The following is an 18,230-nucleotide window of genomic DNA, read 5'->3' as shown; positions in this document are numbered from 1 at the left end:
TACTGTTCATTTGCAAATATCTGTGGAACTTACACCCCACCGACCAGCGCTGTTGGGGAGGCGCTGTGGTGTGGGGCCCTGAAAGGGCGCAGGCTCTGGTGAGGTAGGCCTGCGCTGGAGTAAACGCTCGCTACCTCTAGTGACTCTTCAGTTGTCAGCGGGGGCAATATTCCTGGCAGGCGGCTGGCCAGCATGGTTTTGCCGGTGCCGGGCGGACCGTAAAAAAGCAGATTGTGGCTCCCGGCTGCTGCCACTTCGAGAGCGCGGCGGGCTTTTAGTTGGCCGCGCACATCGGCCAAGTCTGCGCACAGGTGCGCTTCGGCAATAGGCTCTGCAACAGCTTTGGGCATAGATTCACGCCCATGAAGTTCGGCGCAAACTTCCAGTAGGGAGTTGGCAATGCTGACTTCGCCGGTTGCCAGCGCGGCTTCCGCACCGTTCTCGGTAGGCACAACGAGTTTACGGTCTTCATTGGTGCAGGCTACGGCTGCCGGTAAGCTACCACTTACTTCCCGCAAGGCGCCGGTGAGTGCCAGCTCGCCAATAAATTCATAGTGTTCCAGAATTTCGGTGGGAACCTGTCCCGAGGCACTGAGAATGCCGATGGCGATGGCCAGATCGTAGCGACCACCTTCCTTGGGTAAGTCGGCGGGGGCGAGGTTGACGGTAATACGGCGCTGGGGGAAGTCGAAATGGCTGTTGATTAGGGCGCTGCGCACACGGTCGCGGCTCTCCCGTACCGCCGCTTCCGGTAAACCCACAATATGAAAAGCAGGGAGGCCATTTGCGAGGTGGGTTTCTACGGTTACCAGAGGTGCAGAGACCCCGAGCTGAGCTCGGGAGTAGGTGACTGAGAGGCTCACGATTTCATCCTTGAAGTGGCTCCCTGGGCTTAGTCCTTGGCGGCGCTGTCTCTCTGCGCCAGGGCTTGCTCCAGCATTTCGACCTTATCCTCGAGTCGTGCCAGCTTTTCCCGGGTCCGGCGCAGTATCTCCACCTGAGTGTCGAACTCACGCTGGGAGACCAATGGCAATTTATCCAGTGATACTTCCAGAGCACTGCGCAAGTCACTGGTCACCACGGCGCCCTGTTGTTGTAGCTCTTTCAGCAGCTGTTGCAGTTTATCTGCTGCCACGGGCATTTCCTCGCTAAATAAGATGGATATGAATAGCACGGGATTGTAACCCAGTGCATTTTTTGGAAAAAGCAGCCTAACAGCGCACCGTTCTGAGCGCACCTTAATCTTTACCTCCCCACTTCAGTGCAAAGGAAGAAAGGCAGTTCCATGTTGGTGCAGCACTTTGCCTCCGAGTTTCTATTCGTACGAATTTTACTAATTCAATTACTCCTAACTTATTGATTTTGCTTGCGGTTGCAGTGTTGGCATCAAGTCTGCAAACAATCTGTGCAGGTGTCCCATTAACGATCATTGGGAGTCTGGGAAAGTAGCAGTTCACGAGACGCAAGCGACCCTCTGTCACACCCGACAGTGAAGGACTGATTGCAGGCGGCGCCATAAAAGCACTCGAAAAAACAGCTTCAAAAGCCTTGGAGGATCAAAGTGGAAAATAAAATGTATAAAGTTGCCACTCTCGTCACCGGTGCCGTTCTCGCACTGGGCGCTGCAAATTTATCGATGGCTGCCGAGGGCGGTCCCAGCATTAGTGCCAATGTGGGTCTTGTTTCTGACTATAGATTCCGTGGTATTAGCCAGACTGATGGAGGCCCCGCATTACAGGGTGGTGTCGATGTCGATTTTGGAAACGGCATTTATATTGGCACCTGGGCATCCCAAGTGGATTTTGATTACGAGACTGATCAAACCGACTATGAACAGGATTTTTACGGCGGTTATAGTGCGGATATCAATGACAGCGTTAGCTTTGATGTTGGCTACATTTATTACGCCTATCACGGCGGAAGTGAAGATGAAGATTATCAGGAAATATACGGCAGCCTGAGTTTTTCAGATTTAACGTTGGGGTTTGCCTATTCCGATGATTATTGGGCGGATACCGGTGAATTTTATTACCCTTATGCGGAATATAGTTTCGCTCTTCCCTCAGATCTTTCTCTCGATCTACATCTGGGATTAAACCTCTTTGAAGAAGAAGGTTTTCTCGATGGATCTGATTCCTATATCGATTACTCCGTTTCCCTCAGTAAAGAATTTGGTGGCTTGAGCCTGAGCGCTTCTTTCGTGGGCACCGATGTTAGCGATAGCGAATGTTACGAGACTGACTGGTGCGAACCTACATTGCTCGCCGGCGCGACTTATACCTGGTAATACAAAAGGGCCTTCGTTAATGCGAGGGCTCGTTTTCTTTAGGGGAATACCATGAAATTAATCACTGCAATCATTAAACCCTTCAAGCTGGATGCTGTGAGAGATGCCCTGCGGGAGTCGGGGGTTAATGGTGTAACGGTCACTGAAGTGAAGGGCTTTGGTCGCCAAAAAGGGCATACGGAATTGTATCGCGGCGCAGAGTATGTGGTGGATTTTCTTCCGAAAACCATGCTGCAAATAGCGGTGGCAGATTCGCAACTGGATGCGGTTATCGAAGCAATTGGTTCTAGCGCGCAGAGTGGCAAGATCGGTGACGGAAAAATATTTGTCGCAGAGCTTGAGCAGGTCGTGCGCATACGTACCGGAGAAACCGGTAATGCAGCAATTTAATTAAAAACCGAAAACATAATTTTAATAAATATCCAGATTTGAACGGAGAGGAATATGGAGAACCAAATTTTTCAATTGCAGTATGCAATTGATACTTTTTACTTTCTGATGTGCGGCGCCTTGGTAATGTGGATGGCCGCCGGCTTTTCCATGCTGGAAGCCGGCTTGGTGCGCTCCAAAAATACCACGGAAATTCTCACCAAGAATGTGGCCCTGTTTGCGATTGCCTGCATTATGTATCTGCTGACTGGCTACGCCATTATGTACGATGGTGGCTGGGCATTGTCCGGTATTGAGGCGTTTAGTCTGGAAGGCGTCCTCAGCGATTCTGCAGAAAATGGTTTTGAAGGTGACTCCGTTTATTCCGGAGCTTCAGACTTTTTCTTCCAGGTGGTTTTTGTAGCTACCGCCATGTCCATTGTGTCCGGTGCGGTTGCCGAGCGTATGAAGCTGTGGAGCTTCCTGGCCTTTGCAGTAGTTTTGACCGGTTTCATCTATCCACTGGAAGGTGCCTGGACTTGGGGTAGTAAAGAGGTTTTCGGCCTGTATAACTTGGGCGATCTCGGTTTCTCTGATTTTGCCGGTTCCGGTATCGTGCATATGGCGGGCGCAGCGGCTGCGCTTGCTGGTGTCTTGCTGCTGGGCGCGCGTAAAGGCAAATACGGCCCCAACGGTCAGGTGTATGCTATTCCCGGTGCTAACTTGCCGTTGGCAACCTTGGGTACGTTTATCCTGTGGATGGGCTGGTTTGGCTTCAACGGCGGCTCGGTGCTGAAACTGGGAGATGCTGCCAGTGCACACTCCGTAGCCATGGTCTTTGTGAATACCAATACCGCTGCTGCCGGTGGTGCTATTGCTGCACTGATCACCGCCCGTATCCTGTTCGGTAAAGCTGATCTGACCATGTTGCTAAATGGTGCCCTGGCCGGTCTGGTGGCAATTACAGCGGAGCCTTCGACCCCGACTGCATTGCAGGCAACCCTCTTCGGTATGATCGCCGGTGTGTTGGTGGTCTTCTCTATCATCACCCTGGATAAGCTGAAAATTGATGATCCGGTGGGCGCTATCTCTGTACACGGCGTTGTCGGCTTGCTCGGTTTGCTATTGGTACCTGTGACTAACAATGATTCCAGTTTCAGCGGGCAATTGATTGGTGCACTGACCATCTTTGGCTGGGTATTCGTCAGTTCATTTGCAGTGTGGTACCTCCTCAAGCTCGTCACTGGTATCCGTGTGAGCGAAGATGAGGAGCAAGAGGGTGTTGACTTGACCGAATGCGGAATGGAAGCTTACCCGGAATTTATGAACAAGTAAGTTAACAGTGTCGGTGCTGCCCCATAGGCGGGGCAGTGGCCTGGGTAAGGTTCTCTCGACGAGGACGAATCAGGGGAAATACTCAAGATGAAATTGATTACGGCTGTAGTAAAGCCCTTCAAATTGGATGATGTACGCACTGCCCTGTCTGAAGTGGGCGTGCAGGGAATGACCGTCACCGAGGTAAAAGGTTTTGGGCGTCAAAAAGGCCATACAGAACTTTATCGTGGCGCCGAATATGTGGTGGACTTCCTACCGAAAGTAAAATTGGAACTCGCTGTTGATGATGAGATGGTGGACTCCGCTGTTGAGGCAATCACCAAGGCGGCGCAAACCGGCAAAATCGGTGACGGCAAAATCTTTATCACGGCTCTCGAAGAAGTCATTCGTATCCGTACCGGTGAAACCGGTAGCGAAGCTGTGTAACCTGTTTGATAACTCTTTCATAACGTAGCGATTGAGTATCATAAGCCCCGCAAGGGGCTTTATACGCACTTCTGATAAGTCCCGCTATCTCGCCTTCGATCTTTGTTATCTATTTTGCTTGAAATACCTGCTACGGGGGCAGGCGCAAAAATCTGCATAACTAACTGAAATATTCCCATTTCATTTCCCAACAAAAAACTCTACAGCCTCCTCCTTGTGTTACTGGCACGGGGGTGGGGAACTGCCTATAAATTAATCGCCGCTATTGACGCGGTAGGGGATCGCCACTGAAAAGTGGTTGTCAGTTTTGTAGATGCCGCGGGAAAGGGGCGGCACAGAGGTACTCCCTCTGTAACAGGAGTAAAGGTTACAGGGTTTTAGCTATGAAAGATGGTTATGAAGATCAGGGTAAGAACTCTCGCAGCAAGGACTCCGAGGAATTTGCAGAAGAACGCAGTATCACCTCTCGCCAGCGCGCCAGAAGCCAGTTAAGTTCCGATGTAGAGGAGTTTCTCGCCGGTGGCGGCGCGATTAGTGAAGTTGATCCAGAAGTTACCGCCGACCCCCGCGCAAACCGCAGCCAAAATATGGCAGCCGCCCTATCTAATCTCTCTGGTCGCTGTTGCTCCTCCTGCAGGAGGAGTGACAGTTGGCCAAACCCCTCTCAGCCTCTCAGAGCTTTTACCGATTGAGCAGTTTCGGTAGCAGGCGCTCCAGGACTTCGCCGATATAGGATAGGAATAAAGTACCCAGGCTAGACCGGTAGTACTGGGGATCAGCAGAGCCTACCGCTAGGGTGCCAAGTTGATTGCCCAAAGGAACTACGGCAGCTGAAGCGATATATTGCGCTTTTTCCGCAAATAGGAATTCTTTTTCCCGCTGGCGCAAAACACCACAGATGGGGCGGCCGTTACGAATTATTCCGCCAATTGCCGTCTCGGCATCGGAAAATATGCTGGTCTGAACTTGTCCCAGGCTTTGGCGGGGAGCAGATAATGGCTCGAATAGAGTCAGGCTGGTGAACTCAACATTGAAGTCAGCGGCGAAACTGGCATAGAGAGCTTCTGTGACTTCACCGATATTTTCAGCTTCCAGCAGTGCCAGGATAAGTCGGCGGCTATTGAAAAATAACTGGTCGTTGTCCCGGGCGTTGTGCAAGAGCTGGTCGAGGCGCTGGCGCATTTCGATATTGCGCTCTCGCAGCAAATTCGTTTGGTGGGTCATCAGCGACACGGTCTTGCCATTTTCCCGCGGCAACTTGATGGTTTCCAGCAGTTCCATGCGCTCTTCAAAGAACTCTGGATTTTGAATCAGGTAGCGAGCTACCTGCCGTGCCAGCAGTTTATCGTCACGCTGGGTTTCCTTGTGAGTGTCGCCGGCAATCTCTTCTGGGGGCTGATTGGCGTCTGTGTGTTCCATTGTGTTTGCTTTTTCTGGCACGGGGATGGGGCATCGGACAACTGATGTGATGAAGCGTTCTGCTCTCTGAGTTATCCCGTACCCGCTTGTGGCGGGTTTACTGCCAAATACCCGGACAATTGTTTAGAGAATAATCTGCCCGTGAAAAACCGTGGTTGCGGGCCCGATCATAGTAACTGGCTGGCCGGGTCCGCTCCAGTGAATTGTCAGTATGCCGCCGGGGAGCTGAATTTGGACTTTGTCATCCACCAGGTTTCGCAGGCGTGCGTATACCATGGCAGCACAGGCGCCTGTGCCACAGGCACGAGTTTCGCCAACCCCGCGCTCAAATACCCTGAGCTGGGCTTCGGTGCGTGTATCCACTTGCAGAAAGCCAGCGTTGACCTTTTGTGGGAACCGCGGGTGGCGTTCAATTAGGGGCCCGAGTCTTTCTACCGGTGCGGAAGCGATATCTTCCACCAGCAGAACCGCGTGAGGGTTGCCCATGGATACAGCACCAATGGTGAAGGTCTCCCCGTCCACTTCCAGGGGATAGGACTCTGCACGGCGATCGGCGGAAAAAGGTACTTTTTGGGGCTCGAGGACCGGTGCTCCCATATCGACACTAACCTGATCCCCGTCCAGTACTCTCAGGTGTAGTAAACCGGCGGCAGTTTCTACCTGGATATTTTTCTTACCGGTAAGGCGGCGTTCACGTACAAAGCGGGCAAAGCAGCGGGCGCCATTGCCGCAATTTTCCACTTCGCTGCCATCGGCGTTAAATATGCGATAGCGAAAATCCGCCTCGGGTGTGCGGGGCGGCTCCACCAGCAGTACCTGGTCGCAGCCCACGCCGAGGCAGCGGTCTGCCAGGCGACGAGTTTTTTCCGGGGTCAGTTTAATTTTTTGGCTGACGCCGTCGAGCATCACGAAATCGTTGCCGAGCCCATGCATCTTGCTGAATTTAACGCGCATTCCATTTCTCTGTTCGTACTGATTTTCCGCGGCGTTAGCTGCGGTTTGGGGCCCGGGCTGAAAAATGGACCCCACTGCGATGCAAGTAGCTGATCAGGCTTTTGGGGACAGTGGTCTCACCGCGAACCAAGTCGGCAAAAGTCTCCCGCTCACGCACCAGGTAAGTTTTGTCGCCATCCACAAGTACTTCAGCAGCGCGACAGCGGCTGTTGTAATTGGAACTCATGGTGAAACCGTAGGCACCGGTCGACAACATGGCTAACAGTTGCCCCTCTCGCAGAGATTGGGAGCGGTTTTTACCCAGGAAGTCACCCGTTTCGCATACCGGACCGACAATATCCCACAGAGTACTTTCACTCTCGTCCGGTGTCACTGGCACAATATCCTGCCATGCCTGGTAAAGGGCCGGACGCAGGTTGTCATTCATGGCGGCGTCGACGATAGCGAAGTTGTGCTCTTCGGTACGCTTCAGGTATTCGACCCGGGTCAGCAGGGCGCCGCCGTTGGCGGCAATGGAGCGGCCGGGTTCGAGAATCAGGGATAAATTGCGTTCGCCGATACGCTTGTGGACCTCCGCCAGGTAATCCCCGACAGGGGGTGGTTCCTCACCCCGATAACGCACACCGAGGCCTCCGCCCAGATCCAGGTGTTCCAGGGTAATTCCCAGCTCGGCGAGCTGATCGATAAGAACCAGCAGGCGATCGAGTGCATCCAGGAAGGGGGCGACTTCGGTGAGCTGGGAACCGATATGGCAGTCCACACCGGTAATTTTCAGATGCTCGGAATCCGCCGCGTGCTGATAAACCTCGATCGCCTTGTCTATGGCGATGCCAAACTTATTTTCTTTGAGACCGGTGGAAATATAGGGGTGGGTTTGGGCATCCACATCGGGATTGACCCTGATGGAAATTGGGGCGGTCTTGCCACACTCTGCGGCCACGCGCTCAAGGCGATCAATTTCCGCTTCTGATTCAATATTGAAGCAGTGCACCCCAACCTCCAGAGCGCGCCGCATTTCCTCTGAGGTTTTACCCACTCCGGAAAATACGATTCGCGATGGGTCGCCGCCGGCGAGCAGCACTCGCTCAAGTTCCCCGCCGGAAACAATATCAAAGCCCGCCCCCAGCTGTGCCAGCACTGACAGAATGCCCAGGTTACTGTTGGCTTTCACTGCGTAGCAGATTAGGCCGGGACGATTGCCGAGGGCCTCGGCGTAATCCCGATATTGCCGTTCAAAGTGTGCGCGGCTGTACACATAAGTGGGGGTGCCGAAATTCTCAGCTATTTGTTCCAGTGAAACCTGCTCAGCCCACAGGCTACCGTCGCGATAACTAAACTCTCTCATATGACCGGTTCTTACTCTTCTAAATCTTCCTCGACATTGGAGTCATCCGCTGTGCCCGATTCGTCGTCGACTTCGATAGTCGGGCCGGTCTCAATGGTGTCATCGATATCAAAGTCGGGCCCATAGCCGTCTTCAGATTCAATTTCATCAACGGTTTCCACCGCTTGCTCTGCTGCAGAGCCGGGCTCGCCGGGTTGTGCTGCACCACTGGTGGGTACTGTCTCCGGCGGGCCACCTGGAATATTGGAGGCGGGCATGGCGGGGTCCTGTGGAAGATAGAGAGGACCTTTTTGGCCACAGCCCAGTAACAGTGCAGTGGCACCGATGGTGATTGTTAATAGAGAGAGTCGTTTTTTGAGCATCGATAACATCCTGAGAGTCGGAGATTCACAGCGGCAACCGGCAAAAGCCTGATAGTATAGCGGCCCACCTGATTCAACACATTACACGGTAACAGAAGTAACCAAAGATGAGCCAAGCGGAATATGATGCGGCTGTGGAGCAGACTCTAATCGGTATTGAGGATGCACTCGATCACTGCGATTGGGATATCGACTACGAACGCAGTGATGCGGTGCTGACCCTGACCCTGGAAGACAATGGCAGCCAGGTAATTCTCTCGCGCCAGTCCGCCAACCGGGAGTTGTGGGTCGCCGCCAAATCCGGTGGCTACCATCTTTCTTTTGAAAACCCTGGTTGGAAGTGCACCACGACCGGTGAGGACCTGCCGACTTTGCTCGACCGCGTATTGAGCGAGCAGCAAGGCGAACAGGTTTCCCTCGGATTATCCGCTTAAACAACGCTTAAACGCGCTGCGAAATCTCTTCCCGTGCGCGCTTACAGGCCGCGCGCACCTGGTTCGGTGCGGTACCGCCAATATGATCGCGAGCCGCAACCGAGCCCTCTAAAGTCAGCACCTCAAATACATCTTCGCCAATTTCTGTTGAGAACTGTTGTAGTTGGGCCAGGCTGAGTTCGGATAAGTCTTTATCCTGTTCAATAGCAAAGGATACGGACTGCCCGACAATTTCGTGAGCATCGCGGAAGGCCACCCCTTTGCGTACCAGATAATCGGCCAGATCCGTCGCGGTGGAGAAGCCCTTGGCCGCAGCTTCCAGCATATTTTCTTTTTTTGCCTTCAGTGCCGGCGCCATATCGGCAAACGCGCGCAGGCAATCCAGTGCGGTATCGGCGGCATCGAATAGCGGTTCTTTATCTTCCTGGTTGTCCTTGTTGTAGGCCAGCGGTTGGCTTTTCATCAGTGTGAGCAGCGCAATCAGGTGGCCGTTAACCCGGCCGGTTTTTCCGCGCACCAGCTCCGGAACATCGGGATTTTTCTTCTGCGGCATAATTGAGGAGCCGGTGCAGAAGCGATCGGGCAGGTCAATAAAGTCGAACTGGCTGGAAGTCCACAGCACCAGCTCTTCACTGGCCCGAGACAGATGGGTGAGCAGCAGCGCGGCGAAAGCACAGAACTCGATAGCGAAATCCCGGTCGCTGACTGAGTCGAGGGAGTTTTCTGTGGGGGCATCGAAGCCCAGCAACTCGGCTGTGCGTGCGCGATTGATCGGATAGCTGGTGCCGGCCAGTGCTGCGGCCCCCAACGGTGAGCGGTTAACCCGTTTGCGGCAATCCATCAGGCGCTCGAAATCCCGGCTCAGCATGGCATTCCAGGCCAGTAAGTGGTGGCCAAAGGTCACCGGTTGCGCGCTCTGTAAGTGAGTAAAGCCGGGCATAATGGTATCGGCTTCGCGCTCCGCCAAATCGACCAAGCCATTTTGCAGGCGGGTCAGTTCGGCAGCAATCAGATCGATGCGCCCACGCAGCCACAGGCGGATGTCGGTTGCCACCTGATCGTTGCGCGAGCGGCCGGTATGCAGTTTTTTGCCAGTGGCACCAATGCGTTGGGTCAGGCGCGCTTCGATATTCATATGGACATCTTCGAGCTGCACAGACCAGGGAAATTCTCCCGCTTTTATCTCTTCGGCGATGCCTTTCAGGCCGTCGGCTATCTTGTGATATTCATCAGCACTTAATACCCCCACTTCTGACAACATCTGCGCGTGGGCAAGTGATCCCTGGATGTCTTCCATGGCCATGCGCTGGTCAAAAGTCACCGAGGCGGTAAATCGCTCGACAAAGGCATCGGTGGCTTCACTAAAGCGGCCGCCCCAGAGTTTGGCGGCAGGATTGTTGGCGGACTCGGAGGGGGATTTTTCGTTACTCATGGTTTTCCTGGCTGCAGTGAGATGAAAGGCTGGGGAGCTTGGTGATATCTTGCGCTTGGAACTTTGGGACAATCAAGAATAACAACTGCATGTCATTCCCCTGGCCGTCGGGCATTATAACGCAGAAAATTCGAAAATATCGCACAGGAAATAAGGATTCTGCGCTATCTGGGCAGCTTCCGTTTCTGCCAGACCTCTGTAGTGTCACCTCTCTGGCGGTACTGGTATTGATGGGGGAATTGCTGGCATTGGTACTGGTCCTGGCCCTGGATGGTTTACCGGAATTCAGCTGGCAGCGCCTGGGGCTGATCTCTCTGGTGATCCAGTGGGTGATATTGCCCTCGGCCGCGCTACTTTGCCGACTTCGGCCGAGCCTGGCGAAAATGCCCCACAAACTCGCTGGCGGCTTGAGTTTTATTGCAGTGCTGTCGGTGCTCATATTGGTGATGGCAGTGCAGCGCTCCCTGCGCGCGGTGCTGTTACAGACCAGCTTTGACAGCTGGGGGTTTGCGGGCGACTGCCTGCTTGGGGCTATTTGTGCGGGAGTGGTATTGCGCTACGCCTATCTTCAACAGCAACTCTACAACCAGCAGCAGGCGGAGCTCGGCGCCCGAATCGAGGCACTTCAATCGCGGATTCGCCCCCACTTCCTTTTTAACAGTATGAACAGTCTGGCTAGTTTGATCGCTGTTGATCCTGATCGCGCGGAGCGGTTGGTCGAGGATTTATGTGCATTATTTCGTGCAAGCCTCGCCGATCCAAAGCTGGTGCCTTTAGCGCAAGAGATTACTCTAGCCCAACGCTATTTGGAGATTGAAGCCCTGCGTCTGGGGGAGCGTTTGCGCCAGAGTTGGCAGCTAGACGCGGGCCTGGATAAGGTTCAGCTGCCCAGTATGTTGCTTCAACCCCTATTGGAGAATGCGGTGTTGCACGGTGTGGCACAGTTGCGGGCAGGCGGGGAGATTAGCGTGCAACTCTCGCAAGAGGAGGGCATGTTCAAGGTTGTTATTGAAAACCCATTGCCGCAGGGCAGTGCAGTTTCGACAAAGGCTGGTAATGGCATGGCGACAGAGAATATTCGCCAGCGTCTCACTGCGTACTACGGCGATCGCTTCAAATTTACCGCTTGTCGGGAGGAGGGCCGGTATCGGGTCATACTACAGCTACCCTTATCTCCCCGGGAAGTGGACCGGCGGGAAACAGAGACCACCATAAAATCCAAGAAAACTATCGAGGTGATGGAGTGACCCAATTGCGCGTACTGATTATTGATGACGAGCCTTTGGCTCGTGCCCGTCTGCACCGGCAGTTGGAGAAGATTGATAATTGTATTGCTGTGGGAGAAGCGGCAGATATTGAAGTTGGATTATCACAGATCCGCGACCTCGACCCGGACCTTGTGCTATTGGATATTGAAATGCCCGGTGGTAGCGGCCTGGAATTGGCTCAGCAGTTATCCAGTTTTGCGTGTCCGCCGGCAATAATTTTCTGCACTGCTCACGATGAGTTTGCTTTGCCCGCTTTTGCCACCTCAGCGGTTGGGTATCTATTAAAACCTGTGAATGTTGAACAGCTGCGGGAGGCAGTTTCCAAAGCGCAGCGTCTGAGTAAGCCGCAGCAGCAGTTGTTAACTAAGCAGGATCAGGTGGAGCTCAGTGGTCGGAGCCGTATCAAGGCGATTAGTCGCCTGGGGGTAGAGCTGCTGGATGTAGACTCTATCCGTTGCCTGATCGCCGACAGCAAGTATGTTGTAGCCTACCACCCCGCTGGAGAGACCATTCTGGATGAGTCATTAAAAGAGTTAGAGGGTGAGTTTGGGCAGCGATTCGTGCGTATACATCGCAGTGCGCTGGTGGCCGTACAATATATAGCCGGGTTGAGACGGGATGGTACAAATTACCGGGTAGAGCTGGACGGTGTAACAGCAGCGCCGCTGGTGAGTCGGCGTATGCTGCCTTCGGTAAAAGGCCTAATCGCAGAGATGTGTTAGAACTTAAATACTTCTGCGGATAAAAACAGCGAGTACGGTTGCCACCATTAATTCCAAAAACATACCCTGATTATTCGCGCCTGCCTGGGTTTATGAAAAAACGGCCTCTTACCTAACTTTTATTCCCACTTCACACCTGCGATATCAATAAGTGAACCGATGGTAAAGTTGGACGTTGCTACCATCAACGTGCATATCAATATAAATAAACCCGGGTCTTACATCATTTACGCGAACACCGTCATCGGCAACTTCCCAATTGAGTAGACCGACGATCAGTGTATCGGCAGCTCCTTTACTTGCTGCTTAAGCGGCCGGTAACTAATGGCAGCTTGGTATCCCATCAGGGCGAGTAATCGGGCTGTAGTGGTACCGATGATCCGGTTGCCGCCAGTGATCAAAGCGACTTTTTATTCACTTTGACTGTCCACTCTATAAACGGGATTTTCGCAGGAATTCGGAGGCTCAGAGAGAGGTTATGTTTCCTCCAATAAAAGCGTTGCAAGTAGAGGCCAACAAGGATATTTATTATCGGGCGGGATCAGCTTTTGCTCCGCAGAGATGTCCGCAGTGGACTATAACGGGTGAGAACCGTTTACAAGCCTGGGGCCTGTAAACGGTTTTGATCTGGCTGGATCGGGGGCTAGTAGAGTTGAGGACCACCGTCTCCGTACTCTGAATCATTTTGCAGACTCAACTCTCCAGCGGCACTATTTAAGTACTCGGCATCGGATTCGGATTTGAGTTTAATCATCAGGCGCAAATCGTTGGCAGAGTCAGCGTGGGAGAGGGCATCCTCATAGGTAATTTCTCCTCCATCGTAGAGCTCGTAGAGTGCCTGGTCGAAGGTCTGCATTCCCTGCTCACCAGAGCGCTTCATCAACTCCTTGATCTTATCCACTTCGCCCTTGCGAATCAGGTCCGACATCAGTGGGGTATTGATCATGATCTCAAGGCAGGCACGGCGGCCATCGCCATCGGGGGTCGGTACCAGCTGCTGGGCCACCATCGCCTTCAGGTTGAGGGACAGGTCCATAAACAACTGTTTGTGGCGGTCTGCCGGGAAGAAGTGAATGATCCGATCTAGGGCCTGGTTAGCATTGTTGGCGTGGAGGGTGCACAGACACAAATGGCCGGTCTCGGCGAAAGCGATGGCGTGGTCCATGGTTTCACGGGAGCGTACCTCACCGATCAGAATAACATCTGGTGCCTGACGCAGAGTGTTTTTCAGGGCTACATCGAAAGACTCGGTATCCAGGCCCACTTCGCGCTGGGTCACAATACAGCCGCGATGCTGGTGGATAAATTCGATCGGGTCCTCAATGGTGATGATATGGCCCTTGGTGTTCTCATTGCGGTGGCCGATCATGGAGGCGAGGGATGTGGACTTACCGGTACCGGTGGCGCCCACAAAAATGATCAGCCCGCGTTTGGTCATGGCCAGGTCTTTGAGTACGTCGGGTAGTCCGAGTCCATCGATAGTGGGGATTTTGGTTTCGATGCGACGTAGCACCATACCCACCAGATTGCGCTGAAAGAAGGCCGATACCCGGAAACGCCCCACGTTGCGCACTGCAATCGCGAAGTTCAATTCCTTTTGCTCGGCAAACTCGCGCCGCTGTTTCTCGTTCATGGTTCCCACCACCAGCTCGCGCGCTTTCTCTGGCGTGAGCGCGGTGCTGCTGCAGGGCACCACTCGGCCGTGCAGTTTGATGGAGGGCGGGACGCCCGCCGTGATAAATAAATCCGAAGCGCCCTTCTCTACAACCAGTTGTAGAAGTCTTTCAATATCCATGGTGATTACCGCGTTTTATCTCGACTTTTCTTCCCCAGATTGGGGGCGGGTTTTGGCCGTTTAGAAGTTCTCCGGCATCTTGGCTTTTTCGCGAGCCACTTCGCGACTGATGATGCGACGTGCCACCAGGTCTTCCAGGCATTGGTCCATGGTCTGCATGCCGACGCTGGCTCCGGTCTGGATGGCCGAGTACATCTGCGCGATTTTGTCTTCGCGGATCAGGTTACGGATGGCTGGGGTACCGCGCATAATTTCGTGGGCAGCGACCCGGCCACCGCCGTTTTTCTTCATCAGCGTCTGGGAGATAACGGCCTGTAGGGATTCCGATAGCATTGAACGCACCATGGCTTTCTCCTGCGCCGGGAATACATCCACCACACGGTCAATGGTTTTGGCGGCGGAAGTGGTGTGCAGGGTGCCGAATACCAAGTGACCGGTCTCTGCCGCAGTCAGCGCCAGGCGAATGGTCTCCAGGTCCCGCATCTCACCCACGAGAATGATATCCGGGTCTTCACGCAGTGCAGAGCGCAGTGCCTCGGCAAAGCCGTGGGTATCCCGGTGTACCTCCCGCTGGTTCACCAGGCACTTCTTGGATTCGTGCACAAATTCGATCGGGTCCTCGATGGTGAGGATATGCTCGTATTTGTTGTCGTTGATGTAGTCCATCATCGCCGCCAGGGTGGTGGACTTACCGGAACCCGTGGGCCCGGTTACCAGCACCAAGCCACGGGGAGTATCCGAAATCTGCTTGAATACCTGACCCATTCCCAGGTCTTCCATAGTGAGAACTTTGGAGGGAATGGTCCGGAATACGGCGCCGGCACCTCGGTTGTGGTTAAAGGCGTTTACACGAAAGCGGGCGACACCGGGGACTTCAAAAGAAAAGTCTGTTTCCAGTAGTTCTTCGTAATCCTTGCGCTGCTTATCGTTCATGATCTCGTAGATTAGGCCGTGTACCTGCTTGTGCTCCATTGAGGGCAGGTTGATACGGCGCACGTCGCCGTCGACACGGATCATCGGCGGCAGGCCCGCCGAGAGGTGTAAGTCCGAGGCGTTTTGCTTGGCGCTAAAGGCGAGGAGTTCAGTGATATCCATACTGCTACCTTATGGTTCTTGTTTGGGCTCAGGTAAAATCGCCGCTCAAATCGGTAAGGGCATCAGTATATGCGCAAAGAGACAATCGTCGAAAACCTGAATGCAGTAGGTGAGCGGATTGTGACATGCTGCAACAACTGCGATCGCAACCCCGCAGAAATTACTCTACTGGCGGTTTCCAAAACACGGCCGGCGGAAGACTTGCGGATCGCTTTTGCAGCTGGCCAGCATCACTTTGGCGAAAATTATTTACAGGAAGCCCTGCAAAAGCAGGATGCCCTGTCCGACCTGGATATTCACTGGCATTTTATCGGGCCGCTGCAATCGAACAAAAGTCGAGCTGTGGCGGAGCGATTCCATTGGATACACACGGTGGATCGCTTAAAAGTCGCCCAGCGCCTGTCGGCGCAGCGCCCCAGTAACATGGCGCCACTCAATATCTGCTTGCAGGTGAACATCGATGGCGAGCAGAGCAAGTCTGGCATAGCTCCACAGGATTTGGTGGCTCTGGCGCGTGAAGTGATGACATTGCCGGGGCTGTGCCTGCGCGGCTTGATGGCGATTCCCGCTGTTCGTGACAATGTATTTGAGCAGGAAAAACCATTTATCCAGTTGGCAGGGCTGCTGCGAAGTCTTCGCGAAGCATTTCCCGAGCAGGCCTTAGATACTCTATCCATGGGGATGTCTAAAGACATGGAGGCTGCTATTGCCAGCGGCGCCACTATTGTGCGTATCGGCACAGATATTTTTGGGGCACGAAACTATTCTGCATGACAGAATTAGTACGCAAGTAGATTTTTTTGGGATATAGGATGACAAAATCTGGGACTGTAGATGTATTGCTGCTGCTTTTATCAGTGAGCGCAGTGCTATCTCTGTCTGTAACGAATAGTGTACTGGTGACTTGGGTGGCGCTTGAGTGGTTGGCTTTTATCTGCCTGCTTGCATTTGTCTCTCCCAAAATCTCATTGGTTACCGGCTTTTTGAATTCGGCAGTTACTGGGATATTCGGGGATAAGAGCCGTTATTGGCTTTGGATATTGGCGATTGTTCTTAACTTGATTGCGATTGTGGAAACATTTCCTTTTTTGTTTCGTTGATGCTTGTTTCTCTATTCTGATAGCGCTACTTAGCCAAATGAAGCTAATTGAATAGCTCCCTCTTCTAACTAAGACTATCGCCTTGTGTGTCTTGTTATTGGGCTTGAACGACCACATATTAATGAATCCTCCCAGGAGGAGAATGCGACTAAATTTTGCAACCGCCCAAGGTGATATGAGTGAGTACAGCGAACCCTAAGATGGTTTTTATTGGTGGCGCCGGCAATATGGCGGGGGCAGTGATCGGTGGTTTGGTGGCCTCCGGTTATCCGGCGGACCAGATCACTGCTACAGGCCGTGATCGGGATAAACTCAATGCTTTTGCCGAGAGCCACGGGGTAGCTATTAGTGACGACAATATTGCCGCTATTGTCGATGCCGATGTAATTGTGCTATCGGTGAAACCGCAGGTTATGCGGGAACTTTGTGAAGGACTGAAACCCCATTTGGTGGATCGCTCGCCCTTGATTATCACTTTTGCTGCAGGAATCCCGCTCGCGGCTTACCACCGTTGGATGGGAATACACCTCCCTATTGTCAGGGCTATGCCTAACACCCCGGCCCTGGTGCAAACCGGAGTTACCGGTCTCTATGCCGATAGCAAGGTAACGGGTGAACAGAAGGAACTTGCCGAGCGCATTGTCGATGCGGTGGGTATCTCCTACTGGGTTGAGGAAGAGCGTGGCATCGACCAGGTGATTGCGGTAGCGGGATCGGCACCGGCTTACTTTTTCCAGTTTATGGAGGCCATGATTGATGCGGCTTCCGCCGGTGGCCTTGCTCGTGCGGATGCGGAGCGCCTTGTGTTGCAAACTGCCCTGGGCGCCGCCAAACTGGCGGTCGCCAGCGATGTTGACGTCGCCCAGTTGAAGCGCAATGTGATGTCACCAGGTGGAACCACTGAGCGAGCTGTTCAACGGTTCGAGAAGGGTGGGTTGCCGCAGTTAGTGGCCGATGCCATGCGCGATTGCGAGGAGCGGGCGACGGAAATGGCAAAGGAATTGGATCGGTAACAGGTTCCGATCCAATTGGGTAGGTGCAGCGGTGGCTGCTAAAAATCTTTTTGTTTAGGGTTTATCCATGGTCAATACCTTCAGCGATATCGGCGTTTATGTCGTGGGCATACTGGGCATTTTGTACCTTTTCGCCGTGTTATTGCGTTTCCTATTGCAGTTGGGCCGTGCGGATTTTTATAACCCCATATCTCAGGGAGTTGTGAAGGTTACCAACCCTTTGCTGCTGCCGTTGCGCAAAGTGGTGCCAGGACTTTTTGGCGTTGATATGGCCTCCGTAGTGCTGGCGTTGATAGTCGGTTGGGCGATGATTATGGCTTGCGCTGTGATGGCAGGTTACGGTTTGGTAAACCCCCTCAGTGCTCTGCTGTGGTCGTTGATCGGCTGTGTTTCCACTGTGATAGCGATGGTGTTTGTCGGTTTATTGGTCTCTATCGTTGCCAGCTGGATTGCGCCGAATAGCGGCCATCCAATTCTAATTTTACTGCACCAACTCCTGGAGCCATTCTGCGGGCCTGTGCGGCGCCTGATTCCGCCTTTGGGGGTGATTGATATCAGCCCAATATTTGTCTTTATCCTGCTCACTGTGATTAACAGACTGCTAATTGGTTTTGCCCAAATGGCCAATATGCCTGCTTTTGTCTACAGCCTGTTTTGGCATATCCCCGGCTTTTAAATAGCCACTGTACCACCCAACAATATCTTTGCAGCCTCAACCTACTCTCGGTTCGGGGCTTGCCCGCCGGTCCACACTTTGCATTACGCCCCCTCGAAAGGCTCAGATATTCCTGTGGGGCCGCTTCTAAATTGTGACCGGCTGAACATTTCTTCACCTACGCACACTGGATCGCACCTGGCGCGATGTTAGACTCTA

20 protein-coding genes and 1 pseudogene are annotated in these 18,230 nt (G+C 53.3%); 12 read left to right on the top strand and 9 right to left on the bottom strand.

Annotated elements, in window-relative coordinates:
- Positions 1 to 35: 35 nt before the first annotated feature.
- Both P0078_RS12710 and P0078_RS12705 read right to left on the bottom strand, forming a co-directional pair.
- Positions 36 to 863 (bottom strand): annotated as a pseudogene (locus tag P0078_RS12710) (YifB family Mg chelatase-like AAA ATPase); the annotation flags it as partial.
- Positions 864 to 892: 29 nt separating this feature from the next.
- A complete protein-coding gene (locus P0078_RS12705; protein ID WP_282930338.1) occupies positions 893 to 1,141 on the bottom strand; it encodes an accessory factor UbiK family protein in 249 nt (82 codons plus the stop codon).
- Between the two features lie 420 nt (positions 1,142 to 1,561).
- Between P0078_RS12705 and P0078_RS12700 the strand changes: the two genes are divergently transcribed.
- The 5 genes from P0078_RS12700 (at position 1,562) to P0078_RS12680 (ending at position 5,109) form a co-directional block, all read left to right on the top strand.
- Positions 1,562 to 2,287 carry a TorF family putative porin gene (locus P0078_RS12700; protein WP_282930337.1) on the top strand — a complete coding sequence of 242 codons (726 nt, stop codon included), beginning with the start codon at positions 1,562 to 1,564 and terminating at the stop codon, positions 2,285 to 2,287.
- 51 nt (positions 2,288 to 2,338) lie between these two features.
- A complete protein-coding gene (locus P0078_RS12695) occupies positions 2,339 to 2,677 on the top strand; it encodes a P-II family nitrogen regulator (protein WP_282930336.1) in 339 nt (112 codons plus the stop codon).
- A gap of 54 nt (positions 2,678 to 2,731) precedes the next feature.
- The gene (locus P0078_RS12690) at positions 2,732 to 3,991 is read left to right on the top strand and encodes an ammonium transporter AmtB (RefSeq protein WP_282930335.1); all 1,260 of its coding nucleotides are present in this window, start codon (positions 2,732 to 2,734) and stop codon (positions 3,989 to 3,991) included.
- Between the two features lie 87 nt (positions 3,992 to 4,078).
- A complete protein-coding gene (locus P0078_RS12685; RefSeq protein ID WP_108731383.1) occupies positions 4,079 to 4,417 on the top strand; it encodes a P-II family nitrogen regulator in 339 nt (112 codons plus the stop codon).
- 383 nt (positions 4,418 to 4,800) lie between these two features.
- Positions 4,801 to 5,109, top strand: a complete 309-nt coding sequence (locus tag P0078_RS12680) for a hypothetical protein (protein WP_282930334.1) — start codon at positions 4,801 to 4,803, stop codon at positions 5,107 to 5,109.
- On the opposite strand, the gene P0078_RS12675 is transcribed toward P0078_RS12680, so the two are convergent.
- The 4 genes from P0078_RS12675 to lptM form a co-directional block, all read right to left on the bottom strand.
- A complete protein-coding gene (locus tag P0078_RS12675; protein ID WP_282930333.1) occupies positions 5,099 to 5,836 on the bottom strand; it encodes a DUF484 family protein in 738 nt (245 codons plus the stop codon). The two genes, P0078_RS12680 and P0078_RS12675, sit on opposite strands and share 11 nt — an antisense overlap.
- Positions 5,837 to 5,959: 123 nt before the next feature.
- Positions 5,960 to 6,790, bottom strand: coding sequence for a diaminopimelate epimerase (gene dapF, locus P0078_RS12670; protein ID WP_282930332.1), 831 nt, complete (start codon positions 6,788 to 6,790; stop codon positions 5,960 to 5,962).
- 34 nt (positions 6,791 to 6,824) lie between these two features.
- Positions 6,825 to 8,135 carry a diaminopimelate decarboxylase gene (gene lysA, locus P0078_RS12665; protein ID WP_282930331.1) on the bottom strand — a complete coding sequence of 437 codons (1,311 nt, stop codon included), beginning with the start codon at positions 8,133 to 8,135 and terminating at the stop codon, positions 6,825 to 6,827.
- 11 nt (positions 8,136 to 8,146) lie between these two features.
- Positions 8,147 to 8,497 carry an LPS translocon maturation chaperone LptM gene (gene lptM / locus P0078_RS12660; RefSeq protein WP_282930330.1) on the bottom strand — a complete coding sequence of 117 codons (351 nt, stop codon included), beginning with the start codon at positions 8,495 to 8,497 and terminating at the stop codon, positions 8,147 to 8,149.
- A gap of 107 nt (positions 8,498 to 8,604) precedes the next feature.
- On the opposite strand from lptM, the gene cyaY reads away from it, so the two are divergent.
- The gene (gene cyaY, locus P0078_RS12655; RefSeq protein WP_282930329.1) at positions 8,605 to 8,931 is read left to right on the top strand and encodes an iron donor protein CyaY; all 327 of its coding nucleotides are present in this window, start codon (positions 8,605 to 8,607) and stop codon (positions 8,929 to 8,931) included.
- A gap of 7 nt (positions 8,932 to 8,938) precedes the next feature.
- Here cyaY and argH read toward each other — a convergent pair whose 3' ends face one another.
- A complete protein-coding gene (gene argH / locus P0078_RS12650; RefSeq protein WP_282930328.1) occupies positions 8,939 to 10,363 on the bottom strand; it encodes an argininosuccinate lyase in 1,425 nt (474 codons plus the stop codon).
- A gap of 89 nt (positions 10,364 to 10,452) precedes the next feature.
- Between argH and P0078_RS12645 the strand changes: the two genes are divergently transcribed.
- Together P0078_RS12645 and P0078_RS12640 are read left to right on the top strand one after the other, a co-directional pair.
- A complete protein-coding gene (locus P0078_RS12645; RefSeq protein WP_282930327.1) occupies positions 10,453 to 11,610 on the top strand; it encodes a sensor histidine kinase in 1,158 nt (385 codons plus the stop codon).
- Entirely contained in the window at positions 11,607 to 12,353 is a 747-nt protein-coding gene (locus P0078_RS12640) for a LytR/AlgR family response regulator transcription factor (RefSeq protein ID WP_282930326.1), read from the top strand. The genes P0078_RS12645 and P0078_RS12640 overlap by 4 nt, the downstream gene beginning before the upstream one ends.
- A gap of 643 nt (positions 12,354 to 12,996) precedes the next feature.
- Here the strand turns inward: P0078_RS12640 and P0078_RS12635 are convergent.
- Positions 12,997 to 14,148 (bottom strand): PilT/PilU family type 4a pilus ATPase, encoded by a 1,152-nt coding sequence (locus P0078_RS12635; protein ID WP_108731394.1) that lies wholly within the window; start codon positions 14,146 to 14,148, stop codon positions 12,997 to 12,999.
- 60 nt (positions 14,149 to 14,208) lie between these two features.
- On the bottom strand, positions 14,209 to 15,243 hold the full coding sequence (locus tag P0078_RS12630) for a type IV pilus twitching motility protein PilT (RefSeq protein ID WP_108731395.1): 1,035 nt from the start codon (positions 15,241 to 15,243) through the stop codon (positions 14,209 to 14,211).
- 69 nt (positions 15,244 to 15,312) lie between these two features.
- On the opposite strand from P0078_RS12630, the gene P0078_RS12625 reads away from it, so the two are divergent.
- From P0078_RS12625 to P0078_RS12610, 4 genes are all read left to right on the top strand, one after another.
- Entirely contained in the window at positions 15,313 to 16,017 is a 705-nt protein-coding gene (locus P0078_RS12625) for a YggS family pyridoxal phosphate-dependent enzyme (protein WP_282930325.1), read from the top strand.
- Between the two features lie 38 nt (positions 16,018 to 16,055).
- Positions 16,056 to 16,343, top strand: a complete 288-nt coding sequence (locus P0078_RS12620; RefSeq protein WP_282930324.1) for a hypothetical protein — start codon at positions 16,056 to 16,058, stop codon at positions 16,341 to 16,343.
- Positions 16,344 to 16,522: 179 nt separating this feature from the next.
- Positions 16,523 to 17,356, top strand: coding sequence for a pyrroline-5-carboxylate reductase (gene proC / locus P0078_RS12615; RefSeq protein ID WP_282930323.1), 834 nt, complete (start codon positions 16,523 to 16,525; stop codon positions 17,354 to 17,356).
- A gap of 67 nt (positions 17,357 to 17,423) precedes the next feature.
- Positions 17,424 to 18,032 (top strand): YggT family protein, encoded by a 609-nt coding sequence (locus tag P0078_RS12610; RefSeq protein ID WP_282930322.1) that lies wholly within the window; start codon positions 17,424 to 17,426, stop codon positions 18,030 to 18,032.
- Positions 18,033 to 18,230 lie beyond the last annotated feature (198 nt).

This window comes from Microbulbifer sp. VAAF005 (genome assembly GCF_030012985.1).
GTDB lineage: Bacteria > Pseudomonadota > Gammaproteobacteria > Pseudomonadales > Cellvibrionaceae > Microbulbifer.
Note: the sequence above shows the minus strand (reverse complement) of the source record. Positions and strands in the feature narration are given on the sequence as shown.

Excerpts from the sequence above, each read along its gene's own strand:
- dapF (WP_282930332.1), bottom strand. The coding sequence starts at position 6,790 with ATGCGCGTTAAATTCAGCAAGATGCATGGGCTCGGCAACGATTTCGTG.
- lptM (WP_282930330.1), bottom strand. The coding sequence starts at position 8,497 with ATGCTCAAAAAACGACTCTCTCTATTAACAATCACCATCGGTGCCACT.
- P0078_RS12685 (WP_108731383.1), top strand. The coding sequence starts at position 4,079 with ATGAAATTGATTACGGCTGTAGTAAAGCCCTTCAAATTGGATGATGTA.
- P0078_RS12635 (WP_108731394.1), bottom strand. The coding sequence starts at position 14,148 with ATGGATATTGAAAGACTTCTACAACTGGTTGTAGAGAAGGGCGCTTCG.
- lysA (WP_282930331.1), bottom strand. The coding sequence starts at position 8,135 with ATGAGAGAGTTTAGTTATCGCGACGGTAGCCTGTGGGCTGAGCAGGTT.
- P0078_RS12625 (WP_282930325.1), top strand. The coding sequence starts at position 15,313 with ATGCGCAAAGAGACAATCGTCGAAAACCTGAATGCAGTAGGTGAGCGG.
- P0078_RS12620 (WP_282930324.1), top strand. The coding sequence starts at position 16,056 with ATGACAAAATCTGGGACTGTAGATGTATTGCTGCTGCTTTTATCAGTG.
- P0078_RS12610 (WP_282930322.1), top strand. The coding sequence starts at position 17,424 with ATGGTCAATACCTTCAGCGATATCGGCGTTTATGTCGTGGGCATACTG.
- P0078_RS12645 (WP_282930327.1), top strand. The coding sequence starts at position 10,453 with ATGTCATTCCCCTGGCCGTCGGGCATTATAACGCAGAAAATTCGAAAA.
- argH (WP_282930328.1), bottom strand. The coding sequence starts at position 10,363 with ATGAGTAACGAAAAATCCCCCTCCGAGTCCGCCAACAATCCTGCCGCC.
- P0078_RS12690 (WP_282930335.1), top strand. The coding sequence starts at position 2,732 with ATGGAGAACCAAATTTTTCAATTGCAGTATGCAATTGATACTTTTTAC.
- P0078_RS12675 (WP_282930333.1), bottom strand. The coding sequence starts at position 5,836 with ATGGAACACACAGACGCCAATCAGCCCCCAGAAGAGATTGCCGGCGAC.
- cyaY (WP_282930329.1), top strand. The coding sequence starts at position 8,605 with ATGAGCCAAGCGGAATATGATGCGGCTGTGGAGCAGACTCTAATCGGT.
- P0078_RS12695 (WP_282930336.1), top strand. The coding sequence starts at position 2,339 with ATGAAATTAATCACTGCAATCATTAAACCCTTCAAGCTGGATGCTGTG.
- P0078_RS12680 (WP_282930334.1), top strand. The coding sequence starts at position 4,801 with ATGAAAGATGGTTATGAAGATCAGGGTAAGAACTCTCGCAGCAAGGAC.
- P0078_RS12705 (WP_282930338.1), bottom strand. The coding sequence starts at position 1,141 with ATGCCCGTGGCAGCAGATAAACTGCAACAGCTGCTGAAAGAGCTACAA.
- P0078_RS12630 (WP_108731395.1), bottom strand. The coding sequence starts at position 15,243 with ATGGATATCACTGAACTCCTCGCCTTTAGCGCCAAGCAAAACGCCTCG.